This is a genomic window from Cupriavidus consociatus, assembly GCF_017814975.1.
Classification (GTDB): Bacteria; Pseudomonadota; Gammaproteobacteria; order Burkholderiales; family Burkholderiaceae; genus Cupriavidus; species Cupriavidus consociatus.
This window is the reverse complement of record NZ_JAGIQA010000054.1, coordinates 1-18,636: the sequence shown is the minus strand read 5'-3', so window position 1 is coordinate 18,636 and position 18,636 is coordinate 1. Positions and strand designations below refer to the sequence as shown.

At 61.1% G+C, this 18,636-nt stretch carries 12 protein-coding genes and 7 pseudogenes; 7 read left to right on the top strand and 12 right to left on the bottom strand.

Features of this window, described 5'->3' with window-relative positions; all coding sequences use genetic code 11:
• Nucleotides 1-23 precede the first annotated feature (23 nt).
• From J8I82_RS35885 to J8I82_RS35850, 8 genes and pseudogenes are all read right to left on the bottom strand, one after another.
• Entirely contained in the window at nucleotides 24-935 is a 912-nt protein-coding gene (locus J8I82_RS35885) for a fumarylacetoacetate hydrolase family protein (RefSeq protein ID WP_209764987.1), read from the bottom strand.
• 83 nt (nucleotides 936-1,018) lie between these two features.
• Nucleotides 1,019-2,143, bottom strand: a complete 1,125-nt coding sequence (locus J8I82_RS35880; protein WP_209764985.1) for a cupin domain-containing protein — start codon at nucleotides 2,141-2,143, stop codon at nucleotides 1,019-1,021.
• A 62-nt stretch (nucleotides 2,144-2,205) separates the two neighbouring features.
• The gene (locus tag J8I82_RS35875) at nucleotides 2,206-4,530 is read right to left on the bottom strand and encodes a bifunctional salicylyl-CoA 5-hydroxylase/oxidoreductase (protein ID WP_209764969.1); all 2,325 of its coding nucleotides are present in this window, start codon (nucleotides 4,528-4,530) and stop codon (nucleotides 2,206-2,208) included.
• Between the two features lie 63 nt (nucleotides 4,531-4,593).
• Entirely contained in the window at nucleotides 4,594-5,046 is a 453-nt protein-coding gene (locus J8I82_RS35870) for an acyl-CoA thioesterase (RefSeq protein ID WP_209764967.1), read from the bottom strand.
• Between the two features lie 61 nt (nucleotides 5,047-5,107).
• A pseudogene (locus J8I82_RS35865) lies at nucleotides 5,108-6,716 on the bottom strand (AMP-binding protein).
• 453 nt (nucleotides 6,717-7,169) lie between these two features.
• A pseudogene (locus tag J8I82_RS35860) lies at nucleotides 7,170-7,403 on the bottom strand (IS5/IS1182 family transposase); the annotation flags it as partial.
• A gap of 76 nt (nucleotides 7,404-7,479) precedes the next feature.
• Nucleotides 7,480-7,584, bottom strand: a pseudogene (locus J8I82_RS39795) (DUF5372 family protein); the annotation flags it as partial.
• A gap of 8 nt (nucleotides 7,585-7,592) precedes the next feature.
• The gene (locus tag J8I82_RS35850; protein ID WP_209764999.1) at nucleotides 7,593-7,778 is read right to left on the bottom strand and encodes a hypothetical protein; all 186 of its coding nucleotides are present in this window, start codon (nucleotides 7,776-7,778) and stop codon (nucleotides 7,593-7,595) included.
• 70 nt (nucleotides 7,779-7,848) lie between these two features.
• On the opposite strand from J8I82_RS35850, the pseudogene tnpA reads away from it, so the two are divergent.
• The 3 genes and pseudogenes from tnpA to tnpC all read left to right on the top strand — a co-directional run.
• Nucleotides 7,849-8,286 (top strand): annotated as a pseudogene (tnpA, locus tag J8I82_RS35845) (IS66-like element accessory protein TnpA); the annotation flags it as partial.
• An 82-nt stretch (nucleotides 8,287-8,368) separates the two neighbouring features.
• Nucleotides 8,369-8,545 carry an IS66 family insertion sequence element accessory protein TnpB gene (tnpB, locus tag J8I82_RS39790; protein ID WP_209764996.1) on the top strand — a complete coding sequence of 59 codons (177 nt, stop codon included), beginning with the start codon at nucleotides 8,369-8,371 and terminating at the stop codon, nucleotides 8,543-8,545.
• A gap of 31 nt (nucleotides 8,546-8,576) precedes the next feature.
• Nucleotides 8,577-9,592: pseudogene (gene tnpC, locus J8I82_RS35835) on the top strand (IS66 family transposase); the annotation flags it as partial.
• A 66-nt stretch (nucleotides 9,593-9,658) separates the two neighbouring features.
• On the opposite strand, the gene J8I82_RS39785 reads toward tnpC, so the two are convergent.
• Complete coding sequence (locus J8I82_RS39785) at nucleotides 9,659-10,399, bottom strand: tyrosine-type recombinase/integrase (protein ID WP_209764963.1); 741 nt, start codon at nucleotides 10,397-10,399, stop codon at nucleotides 9,659-9,661.
• 705 nt (nucleotides 10,400-11,104) lie between these two features.
• Between J8I82_RS39785 and J8I82_RS35825 the strand changes: the two are divergent.
• A pseudogene (locus tag J8I82_RS35825) lies at nucleotides 11,105-11,335 on the top strand (transposase domain-containing protein); the annotation flags it as partial.
• Between the two features lie 165 nt (nucleotides 11,336-11,500).
• Here the strand turns inward: J8I82_RS35825 and J8I82_RS35820 are convergent.
• The 3 genes from J8I82_RS35820 to J8I82_RS35810 form a co-directional block, all read right to left on the bottom strand.
• On the bottom strand, nucleotides 11,501-12,751 hold the full coding sequence (locus tag J8I82_RS35820; RefSeq protein ID WP_209764961.1) for a dipeptidase: 1,251 nt from the start codon (nucleotides 12,749-12,751) through the stop codon (nucleotides 11,501-11,503).
• A 757-nt stretch (nucleotides 12,752-13,508) separates the two neighbouring features.
• Nucleotides 13,509-13,910: a VOC family protein gene (locus J8I82_RS35815; protein ID WP_209764959.1), complete on the bottom strand. Its 402-nt coding sequence runs from the start codon at nucleotides 13,908-13,910 to the stop codon at nucleotides 13,509-13,511.
• A 4-nt stretch (nucleotides 13,911-13,914) separates the two neighbouring features.
• Complete coding sequence (locus tag J8I82_RS35810) at nucleotides 13,915-15,519, bottom strand: FAD-dependent monooxygenase (protein ID WP_209764957.1); 1,605 nt, start codon at nucleotides 15,517-15,519, stop codon at nucleotides 13,915-13,917.
• Nucleotides 15,520-15,648: 129 nt separating this feature from the next.
• Between J8I82_RS35810 and J8I82_RS35805 the strand changes: the two genes are divergently transcribed.
• From J8I82_RS35805 to J8I82_RS35795, 3 genes and pseudogenes are all read left to right on the top strand, one after another.
• On the top strand, nucleotides 15,649-16,653 hold the full coding sequence (locus tag J8I82_RS35805; protein ID WP_209764954.1) for a LysR family transcriptional regulator: 1,005 nt from the start codon (nucleotides 15,649-15,651) through the stop codon (nucleotides 16,651-16,653).
• A 570-nt stretch (nucleotides 16,654-17,223) separates the two neighbouring features.
• Nucleotides 17,224-17,526 (top strand): hypothetical protein, encoded by a 303-nt coding sequence (locus J8I82_RS35800; protein ID WP_209764952.1) that lies wholly within the window; start codon nucleotides 17,224-17,226, stop codon nucleotides 17,524-17,526.
• A 214-nt stretch (nucleotides 17,527-17,740) separates the two neighbouring features.
• Nucleotides 17,741-18,554: pseudogene (locus J8I82_RS35795) on the top strand (IS5 family transposase).
• Nucleotides 18,555-18,636: the final 82 nt, after the last annotated feature.

The following is an 18,636-nucleotide window of genomic DNA, read 5'->3' as shown; positions in this document are numbered from 1 at the left end:
CGCATGCGCGGGGATAACGGGGTTTAGACTGCCACCACCGGGTGACGCAGCTCACCGATGCCTTCCACCGTGGCCACTACGGTGTCGCCAGGCCACAGCCACTCTTGCGGGGTGCGGCCAGCACCCACGCCATCCGGTGTGCCGGTGGCGATGATGTCGCCGGGTTCCAGCGCCATCCCTTTGCTGATGTCGGCAATCAGCGCGGGCACCTTGAACAGCATGTGGCGGGTGTTGGAGCTCTGCTTGGTCACGCCGTTGACGGTCAGCGACAGGTCCAGCGTGTGCGGGTCGGGGATCTCATCCGCGGTGACGATGACCGGTCCGAACGGTGCGTAGGTGTCCTGGCCCTTGGAATAGATCCACTGGCCGGCTCGGCGGCAGTCACGTGCCGAGATGTCGATCATCACGCTGTAGCCGAACACGTAGTTGAGCGCATCGGCTTCCGTCACGCCTTTGCCGCGCGTGCCGATGACGACGGCCAGTTCAACCTCCCAGTCCATCTGCTCGGTGATTTCCTTGTTATGCTCGATGGCGTCGCCCGGGCCGATTACGGTGGTAGGCGGCTTGGAGAAAATCACGGGCTCCTTGGGCAGCTGCTTCGAGGTGTCCAGGCTACGGCTGGATTCGGCCACGTGCTCGACGTAATTCAGGCCGATGCCCCAGATGTTCTTGCGCGGACGCGGGATCGGCGCCAGCAGCTTCACGTTCGAGGCCGGCACAGCCACGCCGAACGGCAGCTTGCCACGATATTCGTTCAGCAGCGCGCTGGTCGAGCGGACTGCCTCGGGACCCAGGTCGATGAACTCGAGCATGGTAGAGGGGATGCTCACGCCGACGGCAGCGCCGAAGCGGGCGAGGTCGACGACGTTGCCGTCGACGATGGCACCCAGGCGGGCGGCGGCAGCAACTTCAGCGCGATAGGTTACGAGACGCATTTTCGAAAACTCCGAGAAAGGCCGCAAAAACTGCGGCGATATAGCTTGAAAGACAGGGCCTGGAAAACAGGTATTGATGACGTTCAAAGGACGACTTGATGTCCGCCGTTCTCCGCCAGCGCCTGCTCGCGGTACAGACCCAGCGACTGCATCACCGGCAGGTCGTTAAAGCAGAACAGCACGGCGTCATCGCTGGCCGACGCGTTGGCGTGCTCGTGGAAGGCCCACGACGGCACGCAGAAGATGTCGCGCTCGGTCCAGTCAAAGCGCTGGCCGTTGATGATGGAGTAGCCGCTGCCCTTGGCCACCTGGTAGATGAAGCTGCCGGTGTGGCGGTGAGCCTTGGTGGCTTCGCCCGGCCGCAGGAGCTGCATGCTGGCGCCAATGGTGGGCATCACCGGGCCACCGGTTACCGGGTTGATGTAGTGCATCAGCACGCCGTCGAACGGGCTGCCTTCAGTGACCTTGCTGTGGCGTACCAGCGCCTCGTAGGTCGGCGCCCATTCGTACTTGAACAGTGGGGAGTACGGTTTGCTCCAGTTGCCCTCGTGCGGGCGCAGTCCCTTGCCGCCCCAGATCGCCGGCATGTCGTCGATCGGATGGGTGACAGCCTGTTGGAGGTCCGGGTGCACCGCGTAGAAGCCGGCTTCCAGGGCATTGACGAGGGGAATGTCAAGGCCATCCTGCCAGATGCAGGTCGTTCCCTCTGCCGATACGCCATGCTCGTGCCAGGTGCCGTTGGGCGTCAGCACGAAGTCGTTGGCGTTCAGCGTCATCTTGTGGCCGTCGACGATGGTGTAGGCACCGCTGCCTTCCATGATGAAGCGCAGTGCCGACGACGAATGGGCGTGTGCCGAGGCGGCTTCGCCGGGATGCATCACCTGCAGGCCCGAGTAGAGCCAGCCCACTGCTGCCGAAACGTCCTGGCGGCCCGGGTTGTTCAGGTAGATCACGCGGCGTCCGGCCTTTTCCGGCGTTACCAGGTCGACCGAACGCAGCACGTGGTCACGCAGGTCGCGGTAGCGCCACAGCACCGGCACCGATTCCGACTTCGGTTGCCACGGTTCGATCTTGTTGGCCACCGTCCAGAGCGCACCGGTCTTGAGCGCCGCGAGCTCCTTGTAGTAGGCGACCAGCTCGGGCGTGTCTTCCACGTCGGCACGGCCGGCTACGCTTTCGCGATGGCTGTCGTATGAGGTATCTGACATCGTATTCCTATTTTGATCTTGGTGTTCCCGTATCCCGTGGAAGACAAAGGGACGAGCGATCGTCAGGCTGCAGCCACGCGCATGATATTGCGCTCCAGCTGATCCTTGGCGAACAGGTACTGATTTGGCCATTCCACGCCGCTGTAGCCCAATCGCGCGGTTTCGCGCAGCAGCCAGGCCGGATCGGCCAGGTACGGGCGCGACAGCGCGCACAGGTCGGCGCGGCCCGAGGCGATAATCCCGTTGACATGGTCGGCTTCGGTGATCGCGCCCACGGCGATGGTCGGCACGCCCGCCTCGTTGCGCACGCGGTCGGCGAACGGGGTCTGGAACATGCGGCCGTAGACCGGCTTCTGCTCCGGTGTGACTTCGCCGGAAGAGCAGTCGATCATGTCGGCACCGGCGTCCTTGAACCGGCGCGCCATGACCACCGCGTCATCGGCGCTGTTGCCGCCTTTGACCCAGTCAGTCGCGGAGATACGCACCGACACCGGCCTGTCCTGCGGCCATGCTGCACGCACTGCTCGCAGTACTTCCAGCGGGAAGGCCATGCGGTTTTCCAGCGAGCCGCCGTATTCGTCGCTGCGCTGGTTGGTCACAGGCGAGAGGAAGCTAGACAGCAGGTAGCCGTGCCCGGCTTGCAGCTCCAGCCAGTCAAAGCCGGCAACTGCAGCACGCCGGGTGGCGGTGACGAAGTCATCGCGCACGCGATCCATGTCGGCGCGGGTCATGGCGCGTGGCGTCTGCGAAACGCCCGGCAGGTACGGCAGCGCAGAGGCCGAGATCAGCGGCCAGTTGCCCTCGGCAAGGGGGTGATCCATCTGCTCCCAGCCCAATTGGGTAGAGCCGCGGCGGCCGGCGTGGCCGATCTGCACGCCAATGCGCGCGCTGGTGTGTTCGTGAATGAAGCTGACGATGCCGGCGAATGCCGCCGCCTGCTGGTCATTCCACAGGCCCGGGCAACCCGGTGTGATGCGGCCCTCCGGCGACACTGCCGTCATTTCCACCATCACCAGGGCGGCACCTCCCAGTGCGCGACTGCCCAAGTGCACCATGTGGAAATTGCCCGGCACGCCCATCCGGCACGAATACATGGCGGTCGGCGACACCACCACGCGGTTCTTCAATTCCACGCCGCGGACGGTGTACGGCGTTAGCATCGGGGGCACGGGGACGGCATCCGTGCCGGCGCGTTCGGCCAGCCACGACTCGTAGCCTTCAAGCCAGGCCTTGTCGCGTACGCGCAGGTTCTCGTGCGAAATGCGCTGCGAGCGAGTCAGCAGCGAATAGGCGAACTGCTCCGGCTCGAGGTCTTCATAGCGCTTGACATTCTCGAACCATTCGGTCGAGTTGCGCGCAGCGTTCTGGATCTTGAGCACTTCCACCGAGCGCACGGCCTCGTAGTGCTTCAATGCATCTTCCAACGAGCCGTCGATGTTGCGCAGAGTGCGCGCCAGTTCGATGGCATCCTCCAGCGCCAGCTTGGTGCCGGAGCCGATCGAGAAGTGCGCGGTATGGGCGGCATCGCCCATCAGCACCACGGGCACCTTCTTCTGCAGGCCGCTGTCGTCGGTCAGGTCGTTCCAGTGCACCCACTTCTCGCAGATAACACGGGGGAACTGGATCCAGATCGCCGAGACGCGCAGATGCGAGGCATTGCTGATCAGCGGATTGCCGTCCAGGTAGGGCGCGAACAGCTTCTCGCAATAGGCGATGCCCTCTTCCTGGCTCATCTGATCGATGCCGGCAGCTTTCCAAGTCTCTTCCGGAGTCTCGACGATGAAGGTCGACGTGCCATCTTCGAAACGGTAGGCATGCGCCTGGAACCAGCCGTGCTCGGTCGGCACGAAGATAAAGTTGAAGGCGTCGAACACCTTCTTCGTGCCCAGCCAGACAAAGCGGCATTTGCGGGTGTCGATGTCTGGGCGGAACGTGTCGGCATAGCGTTTGCGCACCACACTGTTCAGGCCGTCCGACGCCAGCACGAGGTCGGCATTGTATTTGCGCGCGATAGCCTGGTCGTCCTCGACGTTGGTCTCGAACACCAGTTCTACGCCAACTTCCTCGCAGCGCGCCTGGAGGATGTTGAGCAGGCGTTTGCGGCCGATGCCGATGAAACCATGGCCACCGCTGCGCACCGGACGGCCCTTGAAGTGAACTTCGACGTCATCCCAGCGGTTAAACGCATCGACGATAGTCTCGGCCGAGACCGGGTCGGCCTCGCGCAGGTTGTCCATGGTGGCGTCGGAGAACACCACGCCCCAGCCAAAGGTGTCATAGGGGCGGTTGCGTTCCACCACCACGATCTTGTTGGCGGGATCCTGGAGTTTCATCAACAAGCCGAAATACAAGCCGGCGGGGCCACCGCCGATACATACAATGTTCATGGCTGCTTCCAATCAGGTCACTATCGGAGCCTTGGTCACCCGTACACTGGGGACGTCGGCATTTCAGGCGGTGGTTTCGGGGAAAAGCCCGTCTGCGGGAGCAGGGCCGAATTCGATGGCGGCCCGCAAATCATCGGGCACAGCAATCGCCATGTGCGTTTCCAGCGAGGTCAGCACGATGGTCTGAGTGGCGGCCATGCGCAGTTCGCCGCTTTCGCCGGTGCAGCGCCAGGCCAGCGTGATCGATTTACCGCCAAGGCGCATCACTTCCAACTCCAGCCAGACCTGGTCTCCAAAGCGGCTGATCGCCTTGAAGTCCACCTCCAGGTGCACAGTCGGCATGCCCAGTCGGCGTGTGCCGATCAGGCCGTGGTACCCGTCAGGCAACAGGGTGTCTATCCAGCGCTCGATAAGGTCGTTGAAGAGCACGAAGTACTGTGGGTAGAAGACAATGCCGGCCGGGTCGCATTCCGAGAAATGGATCTTGTGCTGGCGCCGAAAACGAGCCTTGGTCATGTGCGATTCCATATCTCGCAGTCAACTTTGTTTGTACGACATTCATCACTGTGTCGATCAATTAGCTGCCTTCTCGCAGCCGATAGCGCAGAAGTTTTCCGGCTTCGCTGCGCGGCAGACTGGTGCGAAACTCGATGGCACGGGGGTACTTGTAGGGCGCGACCGTCTTCTTGACGAACTCCTGCAATTGCCTCGCCATCAATGCATCGGCGACATAGCCCGGACGCAGCACAACATAGCCTTTGACGATCTGCCCCCGCTCCTCATCAGGCACGCCAATCACGCCACATTCAGCGACTGCCGGATGCTGCATGAGCGCGTCCTCCACCTCCGGCGACGCAATGTTGTAGCCGGAAGAAATAATCATGTCGTCGGTGCGCGCCTGGTAGAAGAAGTAACCGTCCGCGTCCATCGTGTACGCATCGCCAGTCAGATTCCAGCCGTCCTTGACATAGCTGCGCTGCCGCTCATCAGCAAGGTACCGGCAGCCGGTTGGCCCCTTCACCGCTAGCTTGCCGACCGCACCCGGGGGAAGCGGATTGCCCGCATCGTCTACCACGCGCGCACGGTAACCCGCCACCGGCCTACCGGTGGCGCCTGGTCTGCTATCAGCTTCGTCTGCTGATATAAAGATGTGCAGCATCTCTGTAGCGCCAATGCCATCAATCAGATCAATGCCAGTAGCGTCCTTCCATGCCGCTCGAGTGTCCTCTGGTAGCGCTTCACCTGCGGATACGCATTTGCGCAGAGATGTGCCATGTACCGCGTGGCCGTTGACAACAAGGTTTCGATAAGAAGTAGGCGCCGTAAACAGGATCGTGGCGCCGTACTCTCTGATGCCTTCAATCAGTTGCGGCGGCGACACCTTCTCTAGCAGAACCGTAGAGGCCCCGACACTCAGCGGAAACAGCAAGAGACCGCCTAATCCAAAAGTGAAGGCAATGGGCGGGCTTCCGATGAAGATATCTGTAGGGAGCGGGCGTAAGACGTGTCGTGGCCAGCAAGCACAGATCGCCACGACGTCGCGATGAAAGTGCATGGTTGCCTTCGGAATACCAGTCGTGCCGGAAGTGAAGGCCAGGATGCAAGTGTCGTCGGCTGCGGTGTCTACATTGCGAAAATCGGGGGGATGGCTTGTCATTGCCACTTCCAGACTATCAGCCGACGATTCGTTGAAATACTGAACCTGCATCGGCAGGCATTCCATAGCCTGATGCAGCTCATCGGCAAGCCTTGCATCGCAGAGCTCATGTTGGATCTGCGCCTTATCAATAATCGCCTTGAGTTCTTTCGCGCGTAAGAGCGGCATGGTGGAGACCGCAATACCGCCGGCCTTCATCACCGCAAACCAACACGCTGCGAGCATTGGGCTATTAGGGGCGCGAAGCAGTACGCGATTACCTGGCACCAGTCCCATTTGATTTACGAGAACATGTGCGATGCGATTTGCCTTTTCTTGCAAATCGCGATAGGTCCAGCGTACTCCGCCATCCCCCCTGGATACATAGATGATCGCCCCGCCCCGCGTCAACGTGGCGGTCCAGTAGCTCCGTAGCGCAGTTCAGCTGAGTCGGAAACTGTAGTTCCGGCAGCTCAAACACATACTCTGGCTGCTGGTCAACTGAAGGCAAATTATCGCGGGCAAAGGAGTCAACATGTGAACTAGGCATAGCAGACTTCGGGAGGTTCGTTGAGGGACCGGGCGTTGCGGGAAGCCTGACTGCCTCAAACATTCAGGATCGCCCGCTCTTCTATGGCGCCGCGACGTGAACGAGTTGAGGCGCTCGTATCCAGCGTCTCGGCAATCTCGCTTGGTCTTATCTTATGCCTAAATATTTTAGGTTTCAAGTAAACTTTCAGAAGGAATATGTAAGTGGCGCCATCTGCACACAATAAGCGCCGAAGAGCGGTCTATGTGACACTGGCCCATCACGACGGTCGGAACGTATCGACTTACTTGTAAAACGGTGAATCTCTTGGCGCACACTCAAGCAGCTGGGCAAATTGAGTGCCGCGGTTGATAATGAGCCTGTTCGGCCGAGAAAATAGCTGGGACGATGAGATTTGCCTTCGTGCGCCCCCCTTGGGGTGTGTTGGCGGGACGCCCGCCCCGCACTCGCCCTTTATGGGCGGACTTGATGCTCTCGACTCAAGTAGAGATTGGCCAGCGCCATGCCGTGAAGGCGTGGGCGGCATTCTTCTTCAGGCCACAGTAGCGGACTTTCGTGAAGCCCCACAGGCGCTTAACCACAGCGAAGACATGCTTCGATTTATTACGGTTCTTCCCGCGTGTTCCTGGGGGTCCGCTGATTGGTGAAGTCCTTGGCGTTCGGCGCCTTCGATGCGATCAGCTCCTGGAGCACTTGCGTAGAGGTCTGGCAGACCGGTGAGGTGACCAGAATGAAAATGCGTAATGAAGTGTATGGACACCAACTTACCGCGCGAGTTGTAGTACATGACGCGGTCCTCGCCCCGGTTCTGACGGCGAGTAGCCACGGGAATCCGGGTCCCGCGCAGAGGGTGGAATGGATGGGTGATCTCGACCGTTATTGCCGCACGATCGTCACCATGACCAGCAGTTGCTGACTTACGATAAGGCCAAGGTCGAGACCGGCCTGCTGATCGTCGAGCGGTGAATCCTGGCGCGGCTGCGCAACCACCGCTTCTACAGCTTGGGCAAGCTCAACAAGGCTATCAAGAAGCTCGTCGGCGACTTGAATGTAGGCGCTCAATTGACGACGTCTGGTATTGAAGGCTGAACGTTGGCAGGTTTGCGTCCGCAAAGACTTTGCGGACGCAAACATGATCCAAGACGAGATTGACCTATTTCCGCTGCAGGCGGTGCGAGTCCGCTCCAATGGGAAGCGCGACTACGAGCCAGCGGCCAAGCGGCGTCTGATTGAGTTCTGTCTTCAATCGGGAGCATCGGTTTCGGGCACGGCTCTCAAGGCTGGCATCAACGCTAACCAGTTGCGCAAATGGATTCGGGAGTATCGAGATTCAGCACAGGCGCAAGGTGCGTTGTCGGCATTCGTGCCGGTTGTCCGGGAGGTTCTGGATTCGCGGCCAATCGCGACACCTGCAAAGGTTGTGGTGCCTTGCCACGAAGCGGCCTCAACGACTGGCGATCCGCCACCGCGGCGAGCGCAATTGCTGGCGCTCTTGAGCGCAAAGCTGCCCAACGGTGTATCAGTTGAGCTCGAATGCAGCGAGCGAGACGTTGGGCTCGTAAAGGCAATGCAGCGGGCCGATCGCATCAAGATTCTCGGGTGGGATCATGATCGAAGCACTGAGTGGAGACCGTTGATGTTCCGGCTCGACGCTGGGCTGCGGGTGTATCTGCATCGCGACGCAGTGGGACTTCCGTAAGAACATCAACGGCCTGGCACTGCTGGTCGAGCAGGCGCTCGGGCCGGATCCGTTTGCATCGGCTGTATTTGTGTTCCGTAACGAGGCGATGCGCCGGCACCCGCACCGAGAATACCATCGCGCTGCGTGAACGCTGCTTGGCGGCAGCGGTCTAACCCGCCATGCCATCCACGCCCGTCACCGTTACCGCCGCCGAGCTGCAACTGTTGCGAGACGCCGAGCGCGAGCTCAAGGCAATACTCGCGGAACGCGAGGCAATCAAGGGCGAACTGCGTGTGATGACGGTCCAGCGAGACCTGCTCTTGGAACAGCTCAAGGCGTTCCAGCGTAAGCTGTTCGCCGCCAAGAGCGAGGCTCGGAGCAGAAGGACTTGTTCCTCAATGAGGCCGAGGCCTTGGCGACGGCGGCCGCGCAGCCGACGCAGGAAGAAGAAGGTACGCCCGAGACCGAAGTGGCTGGACACAAACGCAAAAAGCGCGGCCGCAAGCCGCTCGACCCGGCGCTGCCCCGTGTCGAGGTTCGTCACGAACTACCCGAATCGGAACGCGTCTGCCCCCTCGATGGCCAGACTCTGGTCGAGATTGGCGTCGAGGTCAGCGAACAGCTCGATATCGTGCCGCAGCAGGTCCGCGTGATCCAGCACCAGCGGGTCAAGTACGCCTGCCCATGCTGCGACGGCGGCATCAACACGACGCCGGCACCGGCACGCATTATTTCCAAGGGACTCCTTACCGAATCGGCGCTGGCCTGGTGCATCACCTCGAAGTATCAGGATGGCCTGCCGCTGTACCGACAGGCAGCGCTGCTGCATCGCTTCGGCGGGGACCTCTCTCGCGGCACCCTGGCAGCAAGCATAGTGCGAGTAGGCCAAGCGGTGCAGCCAATCATCAACCTGCTGCGCGACCATCTGCTGGAAGCAGACGTCGTGTACGGTGACGAGACAACGGTACAGCTGCTCAAGGAGCCCGGCAGGCCTGCCCAGAGAAAGAGCTTCCTATGGGCGCAGATGAATGGCACGGGGCCGCCGGTACGGTTGTTTGCCTATAGCCCGACACGCGAGACAAAGCAGGCTACGGCTCTCTATGCCGGCATCAAGCCTGGGGCGGTGTTGATGACCGACGGCTATGCACCATACGACGACGTCGCAAACACCTATCAGTTGGTGCATCTCGGATGCTGTTCTTTGCGCCACGCGTTCGCCACGCATCTGCTGGAAGCCGGCACTGACGTACGCCGGATCCACCTATGGCCCATCAGCAGCTGGTGTATGCGGGCGGTGTGGGCTCAGGCGGGATCGGGGCGGGATGCGGCAGCAGGTCAAAGGGACTCGGGGTCGCGCACACGGTACTGGTGGCCACTTTGAGATCGCCGTGGTGTTCTCCGTGCGATGGCGCAACACCTCGGCGATTTGCGAGAGGGATGCGCCTCGGCGGATCATTTGCGTCGCGAGGCTGTGCCGCAGCAAATGGGCCGCTCCCCGGCTTGTTCTCCGGATTCCCGCACGAGCAAGCGCCTGACATACAATCGGGCCGATGGCCCCTGGCCCGGCCAGTTCACCACACGGAGCCTTCTCTCGTAGAAAAACGCGTCGCGATCGGCAGGCGCCGCGATTCTCACGAAGGTATGCAGCCAGTGCTTCGCCAACGTCGGGGAGCAGGGGCAAACATTGCACGGCCCTTCCTTTGCCGCGTATTGTGATCTCACCGGTCCGCCAATGGAGATCATCAAGCTCAAGTGTGGCCACTTCCCCGGGGCGCAAGCCAAGCCGTGCAAGTAGAAGCAGGACAGCGCGATCGCGGCGCCCACTTGATATGGGTCGATCGGTGGTCGCCAGAAGTCGCTCGATCTGTTCAGGCGTAAGGAACGCGGGAATCTCTGCCTGGCGCCATCGACGTACGGTCGGAATGCAAACTGAGAGATCACGTGCGACGTGACCGTGAACGAAAAGAAATCGGCAGAACGATCGGAGGGCTATCGCAAGCAACCGCGAATACTCACTTGAGTGGTTTCTGACGCGGACCAAAAGGAAACTCTGGATTGCTGCTGGACTAAACGCGGCTCAACGAGTCCATCGCATCGGCATTGATTGCAGCCTCTCGCTGTGAGATAAATGCCCGAACAAATGGCAGCTAGACACGAACCGAACACTCGGTCAATCCTCGATCAGAGCGCAGATAGTGAGCATAGGCTCGCAACAGTTTATCGGCGCGGGAATCGGCATTCGCCGATTTGTTTGGCGCCGCGAACTCGGTTTGCGCGCGAAGATATATGAACAGAAGCCTCAAAGTGCGCCGTACAAACGACAGCCTGTATGGTCCGGGACGGTTCAGGCATGATGAGAACACGTCGATGTCGTGGTCGTCGAGAATAGCCATCGTGGGCTTCTCAGATTGAACCCATTGCGCGAATTCGGCAATCACCCGCCGCTTCTTGCGAAGCGTGGACTGGGCGTAGTCAACCGAACGAAGGTAAGCGATAGCCGTCGACACAGTCGTCGAACGTATAAGCTGTCGGAACTCCGGCGGCCGCCGGGTGCAAATCTGCGGGCATGGGGCACCTCCTTCTCTGGCGTCAAGCCAACGAAAGGAAAGCCCAAGAATTATGCCGCATCAATCTTCGATTCGAGCGCGTGTTACATGGATTGGCTAGCCCTCAAGCAGCATAATTCGACAGGCGGCATTATCCCTGCGAGAACGCGATTAGGCCATTCGTGATCGGACGGAGAAACTTCCTCTTCTGCGACACCGTGGCCGGTGCCAACGCCAGCGCAAGTCTTTACTCGCTGGTGGAAACCTGCAAGGCCAACGACGTCGATCCGTATCAGTATCTTGTTGCCTTGTTCAAGGCGTTGCCACACGCACAGACAGCCGACGACTACGAGGCTCTGCTGCCCTGGAGGCTCAAGCCCTCAACCGTCTAGCGGATACCGCCGGCGGCCGCAAGGGACGCCCTTAAAAGAGGTTCATCGCCGAATTCCGGGGAAGGCGGCGATGAACCAAAAAAATTGCTTGGGATCCTTCAGTTAGGCAGAACTTCGATCCGGCGGGAAGCGGTGTTCGATCAGCCTCCCGCCATTGTGACGGCCCTAAGCCTTCGCGCTGTCGAGCACACGGAACCAGTTCTCGCCGCAGATCTTCGTGACGTTGGCCGGCGTGGTGATTTTCTTTAGTGCTGCTAAGATCTCGCCATAGCCGCCGGCGTCGCGCGGCACGCCGCTGCGGCCGTCTGCCATGTCGAGGCCAATGCCGACATGGTCCGCACCAACGGTCTTGATCACGTGGTCGACCTGTTCAGCCCATTCGTCGGCGGTTGGAACCAATGGCTGGAGCTCGGGGAGCTCCTTCCAGCCACCGTTCGCCCTCCAGGCGTGGCCGAACTCGCGGTCGAACATCTCAATGTACTCGCCATGGTCGCCGGGCTGGCGTGGCTGGGAGGGCTGGTAGCCCAACATGTTGCGCAGCGCTTCGTTGATCTTCTTCGCCTCCACCGGATGCTCGGTCATCCACTTGCGATAGCGCTTGCCGACTACCGCCGCGCCGCCGTGGATGCCGACGACGCCGCCCTTGCTCGCCAGCAGCTTTAGGTTCTCGTCGGTCATGCCGACGCCCGCTACCGTCTTCATCGTGACGTGGCTGCAGACCACCGGCGCCTTGCTCGCCTCGATCAGCTGTCTCTGCGCATCATTGGTGCCGTGGGTGATGTCTACCAGCATGCCCAGCCGGTTCATCTCGGCGATCAGCGCGCGGCCCTTTTGGTTGATGCCATGATAGTGGTCCGACTTCTGGCCGCCCTGCTGCGGCGCGATCTCCGAATCGGCAAAGGCGTTGAAGCCGGTCTGGGTGGCAAATTGGATCGAGCGCAAGCCGAGTCGGTAAAAGGCGCCCAGCACGTCGAGATCGCCCTCGTGGTCCCAGCCCGATTCGCTGCCGAGGAACACCGCCATGCGGCCGCTGGCGATCACCCGCCTCGCATCGGCTGTGGTGGTGACAATCGCCATCTTGTCCTTGTGCTGCTCGGCATAGCGCAGTGCCGTCTCGATCAGCCGCAGGAACATTTTGGGAGCATAGTTGTAGTTCCAGGCGCCGTAGGTGCCGAGATTGTCGACGATGCAGTTGATGCCGCTGGCCCGTGCGCGACCATAGTCCCAATTGCCTGGCTGCGGCTGCCAGAACTCGGCTTTCTCCCAGTAGACACGGTTGGTGATATGGACGTGCCCGTCCATGAAAAGCGGCAGAGTCGCGGGACGTTGCGCCCAGACCTTCGAAACGCCGCGCGTCGCAGCCAGGGTACCGACGCCCAGCAGCAGCCTGCGACGCGTTACGGAATTCGGTTTCATCCTTGCTCTCTCCTAAACTAGCGATCGTTTTAGACCATATCGAAGCCGCCACTGGTGCTTTCCATCCCCAGTCACGCCTTGATCGAGACAACCAACATATAGGCCGAGGTCAACGTGAGTTGCGGCGCCTCCTTGGCGAGCGCGCGCTGCCTGCGCGGGGGCAACTGCTTGCACAAGTGGCGCTGCCGGTGATACGCCCGGTGTGCCGCTCAAGCCGCCTCATGCCGTGAAGAATGCAGCTGTGGACGCCGATAGCGTGGAGATCGCGAGTTTGGTACGCGAGACACGGGAATGCCTTTATCTCTCTTGTCGTGGGCCCGACGCCGTTCGCTGCGGCGTGCTTCATGATCGTCAGCGAGTCGATCTGCGCAGTGATACGAGCCACGCCTCTTCCGGCATCTGTCAAGGCCTTGTCGACGCGAACGCGGACCCCCTGGCCGCGAGTCGGCAGCATTGCATCGTCGAAACGGTGCAAGACGTCGAGCGCAGCGGCCTTCTGGCTCCGGTGTTCGGTCACGTGGGCGACCGCAACTTCCACTGCCTGCGAGATCCGCCAACGTGGCGGGCTCTTCCGGACCGAGCGTGTCACCGCAATCGCGTTGGTCGTAACTGAATACCGTAAAGTGCTCGGCAAGCAGTGGTGCCACTGCGGAGAACATCTTCCGCGTGCCTTCCGCGCCATGCATGAGGATCAGCGGAGGACCTTCGCCAACTTGGTCGAACGCGATGTGCTGATGACCCGTCTGGATGTAATTCGTCACTCGTGTTCCTCCTCGAGAAAGAAGGTCAGTTCGATCTTGAGGCCCTGGAGGTCGCGCAGGAAGAGCTGATAGATGGGCCGGCCGGGTACCGGCAGTTCGTCGAAGACGATGCCGTGCTTGCGCAAATGAGCCTTCGTTTCCTGCAAACCGCGGCAGCGAAAGGAGATGTGGTCCAGAGCCCCTGTCTCCATACCCGCGGACGCCATGCGTTCGATCGTGAGGCCAGCATAGATGTGAACCAGCGGCTGGCCTTCGGCGTACAGCCACGCGCCAGGCGCCGGGAGAGCCGGGCGTGGGCCGATCTCCAGCCGCAGGACGCGAGTGTAGAAATCCACCAGCGCATCCAGCTGCGCCGGCGAGCACATGAGCGTGTAGTGATGGATCGAAAGCGTCGCCATGGCGTCAGTCCAGCAGCCTGGCAATGCTTTCGGCCAGCTCCCTGGCCGGGTCAGATGGCGTCCACGGCATCCGGAATGCAACATGGCCGTCCGGCCGTACCAGCACAGCGCCCCGCATCCCTAGCAGAAGACCGTCCTTTTCATGCGAGTCCTCGAGCTGTCGCACCTCGATGGGGCGGCCCGTTTTCGCTGCGACAGAATGGGCAGCCGCCACCCACTCGTCAGCCTTGGCGCCGGCGACCAGCACGAAGTTCTTGTCGAACCAGTCGAGGCTGCTGTTCACGCGTGTCTGGTCTAGCCAGAAATGGGGAAAGCGAGCGCCCGGTCGGTCGCTCGGTACGTAATAGCGCGAGCTCACCGTGTTGCGCGTTGTGCCATCCGGGATCAGCGCGCCGTCCTCGTAGCAGAAGCCGAGCGACTGACCGACGCTGTGCAAGTGGTTGTCGGCGTCGTGGATCCAGAAGCTAATGCGATCAAGGTTCCCCGAGAGCAGTGCCTCATCGGCTCGCTGAAACCGAACGCCGTTGCGTATGCTGAAGTCGGCATTGGATTCAGCGATGGGGCGCCGCTCACTATCGTATGTATCAAGCAGTCGCGGGCTAGCCTGACCGCGTAGAACAAATGCAAGCTTCCACGCAAGATTATGCGCGTCCTGAATGCCTGAGTTCATGCCGAAGCCCCCACTAGGTGGAAACCTGTGAGCTGCGTCCCCAGCAAGAATCACTCGACCCTTCCGGTATTGGGCCGCGACCTGACGGCTGAGCCGCCACACCGATCGGTTGATGACCTTCACATCCAGCTCAGGAAGTCCAGCGGCGGCCCGCGCGATCCGCACGACTTCATCGTCGGAACGCTCACCGAGACGTTCGTCCACCTCCGTGCCCACGCGCAGGAGGGTGAGCCAGCGGTCTTTGCCATTGGCGTTCAGCACAGTCATCGTGGGATCGGCGGCGACACCATGGGTAGGCATGCGCCAGCCACCCGTGCAGCCGATGCGAGGAATATGTGAGAGATCGGCTTGCCAGTACTCGTTCGCCATGACCGCCATATTGGCGGGCCCGCGCATCTCGATGCCGACCTGCCGGCGAATCACGCTTCCGGCACCGTCCGCGCCAATGAGGTACTGGGCTTCCCAAGTCGTGACTTCCCCGCTTGTCGTCTCACGGCTGGTCACGAACACACCGCTATCCGTCTGTTCGAGGGTCAGAAATTCGTGACCGTACAGGATCCTGCCTACCTTCCCCTTCTGCGCCAGCGCCAGGAGTTCGACCTCCACGGTGTCCTGCGACTGGATCACTTTCCAAGTGGGCGAATGCCCGAGGTTCGGTTCGGGGGCGGTCCGACCGAACTCGCGCCCGCTCATCGACTCGCTAAACGCCCAGCAGTCCGACCCATCCGGCAGGCCATGGCGCTTCATGGCGTCTTCGAGGCCCCACTGCCGGAAGATCTCCATGGTCCGAACCCAGGTACCCCGCGCCTTGGGATGGGTCGTCGTACTGGAATTCCGCTCCAGCAGCACGAACTCAATGCCGAAGCGCTGCAGCAGGATGGCCATGGCAAGGCCGACGGGGCCACCGCCGACGATCAAAACCGGGATTCGTTGTAGCATCTCAAAACTCCATTGAAATTCAAGGCTATTGTTGTCGGGCCGCCCAAGAAGCGGCCGCCGTGTTCCCACTTTAGTTTGTGCGTTCGCGGCTGATGCAGAATCTTTTGGCTTCCTCATAAGGAAACTCTTATGTCCACTACACGCCGAGTGCCTCAAAGCGAGTTGCACCACGCGCTGCTCACGCGCCTGAAATTGCGGCAGCTTTCACTTCTTGATGCCCTTGCCAGGCATAGCACCATCGCCCGGGTCGCGACGCAGATGGGGCTGAGCCAGCCGGCTATCACGATGGCGCTGAGGGAAATCGAGGAGTTGTTCGGATCGCCCCTGTTCGAACGGACGGCGCATGGGCTGTCGCTTACCCCAGCCGGTGAATCGGTCCTGATCTACGCACGCCGGTCGCTGTCCGAACTTGAATCCACGGCGCGAGTTCTGGAGTCCATCCAAGCCGGGTTCAAAGGCCGGCTGCGCCTGGGGATCACCGGGATGGTTCCGCAAGTCTTGCTGTCGGCAGTCCTCATGCACTTGCTTGCAAGCGAACCGCGAGTGGAAGTGCTGAGCGTCGAAGGGGCCACGGATGATCTTGTGCGGCGCCTGATCTCCCACGAACTCGACTTCGTCATTGGGCGCTCCTACGATGGAGACGCGCGCGATTTGGTTCAGGTGCCCTTGTGTGCACAGCGACCTGGCCTAGTCGTGAATGCGCAAAGCGCAAAACGGCTGTCGCGCGGCCCGCTGGACTGGTCCCGTCTTGTAGCGCTGGATTGGGTCCTGCCGCCTGACAACACACCGCTGCGCCGAACGTTCAATGCCGTCTTCACCGGTGCAGGACTTCAGCCGCCCGTTCCCATTCTCGAAAGCGTTTCCGTGCGCAGCATCGGAACGGTGCCCCGTATGAATCCCAATGCGATCACGATCCTCGCGAGGGACGTGGTGGAAGAGCACGCGATAGCTCGTGACTGCGCGGTTCTGCCGTACGACCTGAATTGGAACCTTCCGCCATTGTGTTTCTTGACGACCAGGGATCTCGAGCGCCTTCCGCTGGTTGGCTCCGTTCGGGACGCGCTTCGCGAGGCCGCAGCAAGGCTGAATGCCGAGGCTGGGCGCTCCATGGTTTGCGCACAGCGGTCGACCTGAAACCCGATTGGCCTTGCCCATGGTGGTCGCTGCGCCATCTGTTTTCGCGGTGCCGCCATCTCTGTTCACGTCTTCTCACCTAATGCGGCGCGCCTAGACTTTTGCCCATGAAATCGACCACTGAGTTCCCGCGAACATCCTCATCCGGTGCATTACCTTCGATTTTTCTCGATGAAGTTGGGCAGCAGGGTCGGCGAGCGCTTCACGACGAATTGGGCAGTGCGCGACCAGCATGGCCGCGACGAATCGGCCTGTCAGCCGGTCCCACCCGACGCCGTTGCATTACCGGTGAGGCACCAAGGAAGTCGCCCAGATCGTATGCCTCTGCGCAGTCCATCGCGTTCCGATGATCCGGTTCGGCGTCGGGTCGTCTGTCGAGGGTCACCTGCTGGCGATCCACGGCAGGGTGTGCTTCGATCTGTCACGCATGGACCAAGTGGTCCATCTACACCAAAGACATGACAGCGACGATCCAGGCCGGAGTGACGCGCGAGGCATTGAACAAGGCGCTGGCCGGTACGGGCCTGTTCTTCTCCGTGGACCCGGGGGGCCAATGTATCGATCGGCGGCATGGTGGCCACAGCCGGCCTCGAGCACGAACAACGTGCGCTACGGCACGATACGCGACACCTGCTGTCGATCACGGTCGTCACGGCGAGCGCATCCTCATCCAACTCGATCCACGGATCCATGAGTTTCAGTATAAAACTGCAATATGCCAATTTTTGGTTCATCGCCGAATTCCGGGGAAAGCTGCGCGGATCTCAAGATGCCCCGCAGGTAGGGCTTGAGCCGCCGGGCGAACTGGCGCAGCGACTCGATCCCGCTGGTCATGGCGCGTTTGTACCGTGCTTCCAGAACCGCTTGGCGTAGCCGCGGTGCCGGTAGTCCCACAGGGCCTTGAGATCGTCCTTGAGCACGTAGACCGTCATCAGCGCCTTGTTGGCCGCCAGAAGCTCTTCGAGCCGGATCTGGTCGGCCTCTCGTTTGACGTTCTTAGAGACCGTTTCAAAAAGAGCCTCGGGGGGCTGTTAACCTTTTCGGCAAGCTGTTAACCTTGGCCATCTGAACAACTGGAACCGAGGGGATGAGCGCGCCGATCATTGATGACGGACTATGGGCACTGATCGAACCTTTGCTGCCGCCACCGAAACCGCGACGCAAGAAATATCCAGGGCGGCTCCCGGTTTCGAACCGGGCTGCACTGAACGGCATCCTGTTCGTGTTCAAGACCGGCATACGCTGGACCTGTCGACCAAGTTGGGATTCGGGTCGGGGCCGACCTGCTGGAGGCGCTTGCGCGATTGGCAGAAGGCCGGCGTTTGGAAGCGATTGCACGAGCTACTGCTGGCGAAGTTACGCGAGGTCGGCGAGCTCGATTTCTCCCGAGCAGCCGTCGATTCATCGTCGGTGCGAGCCGTTGGGGCGGGCGAAAAACTGGTCCGAACCCCACGGATCGCTCGCGACCAGGTTCCAAGCATCACATCCTCGTCGATGCAAATGGCGTCCCCATCAGTGCAATCCTGACCGGGGCGAACCGCAACGACGTCACCCAATTGCTGCCGCTCGTCGACGCGATCCCGCCAATTCGCGGCGTGCGCGGTCGCCCGCTTCAAAAGCCCAAAGTCATCTACGCAGACCGTGGCTACGACTCCGAGCCGCATCGTCAGCGGCTTCACGAGCGCGGCATCAAACCGGTGCTCGCCAAGCGCCGGACAGAACACGGCAGTGGCTTGGGCAAATTCCGGTGGGTTGTCGAACGTACTCATGCGTGGCTTCACAACTTTCGTCGTCTTCGCATTCGCTTCGAACGTCGAGCCGACATTCACGAAGCGTTCCTCAAACTCGGCTGCTCTCTCGTCTGCTGGAACATCTTCAGGCGCGCTGAGCCGTCTTTTTGAAACAGGGCGGTTTCAAGAGCGAAGTGCAACGCCCCGCATGTTATTGAAGAGGAAGCTTGTCCGAGGGATTTGCGAGTACCTG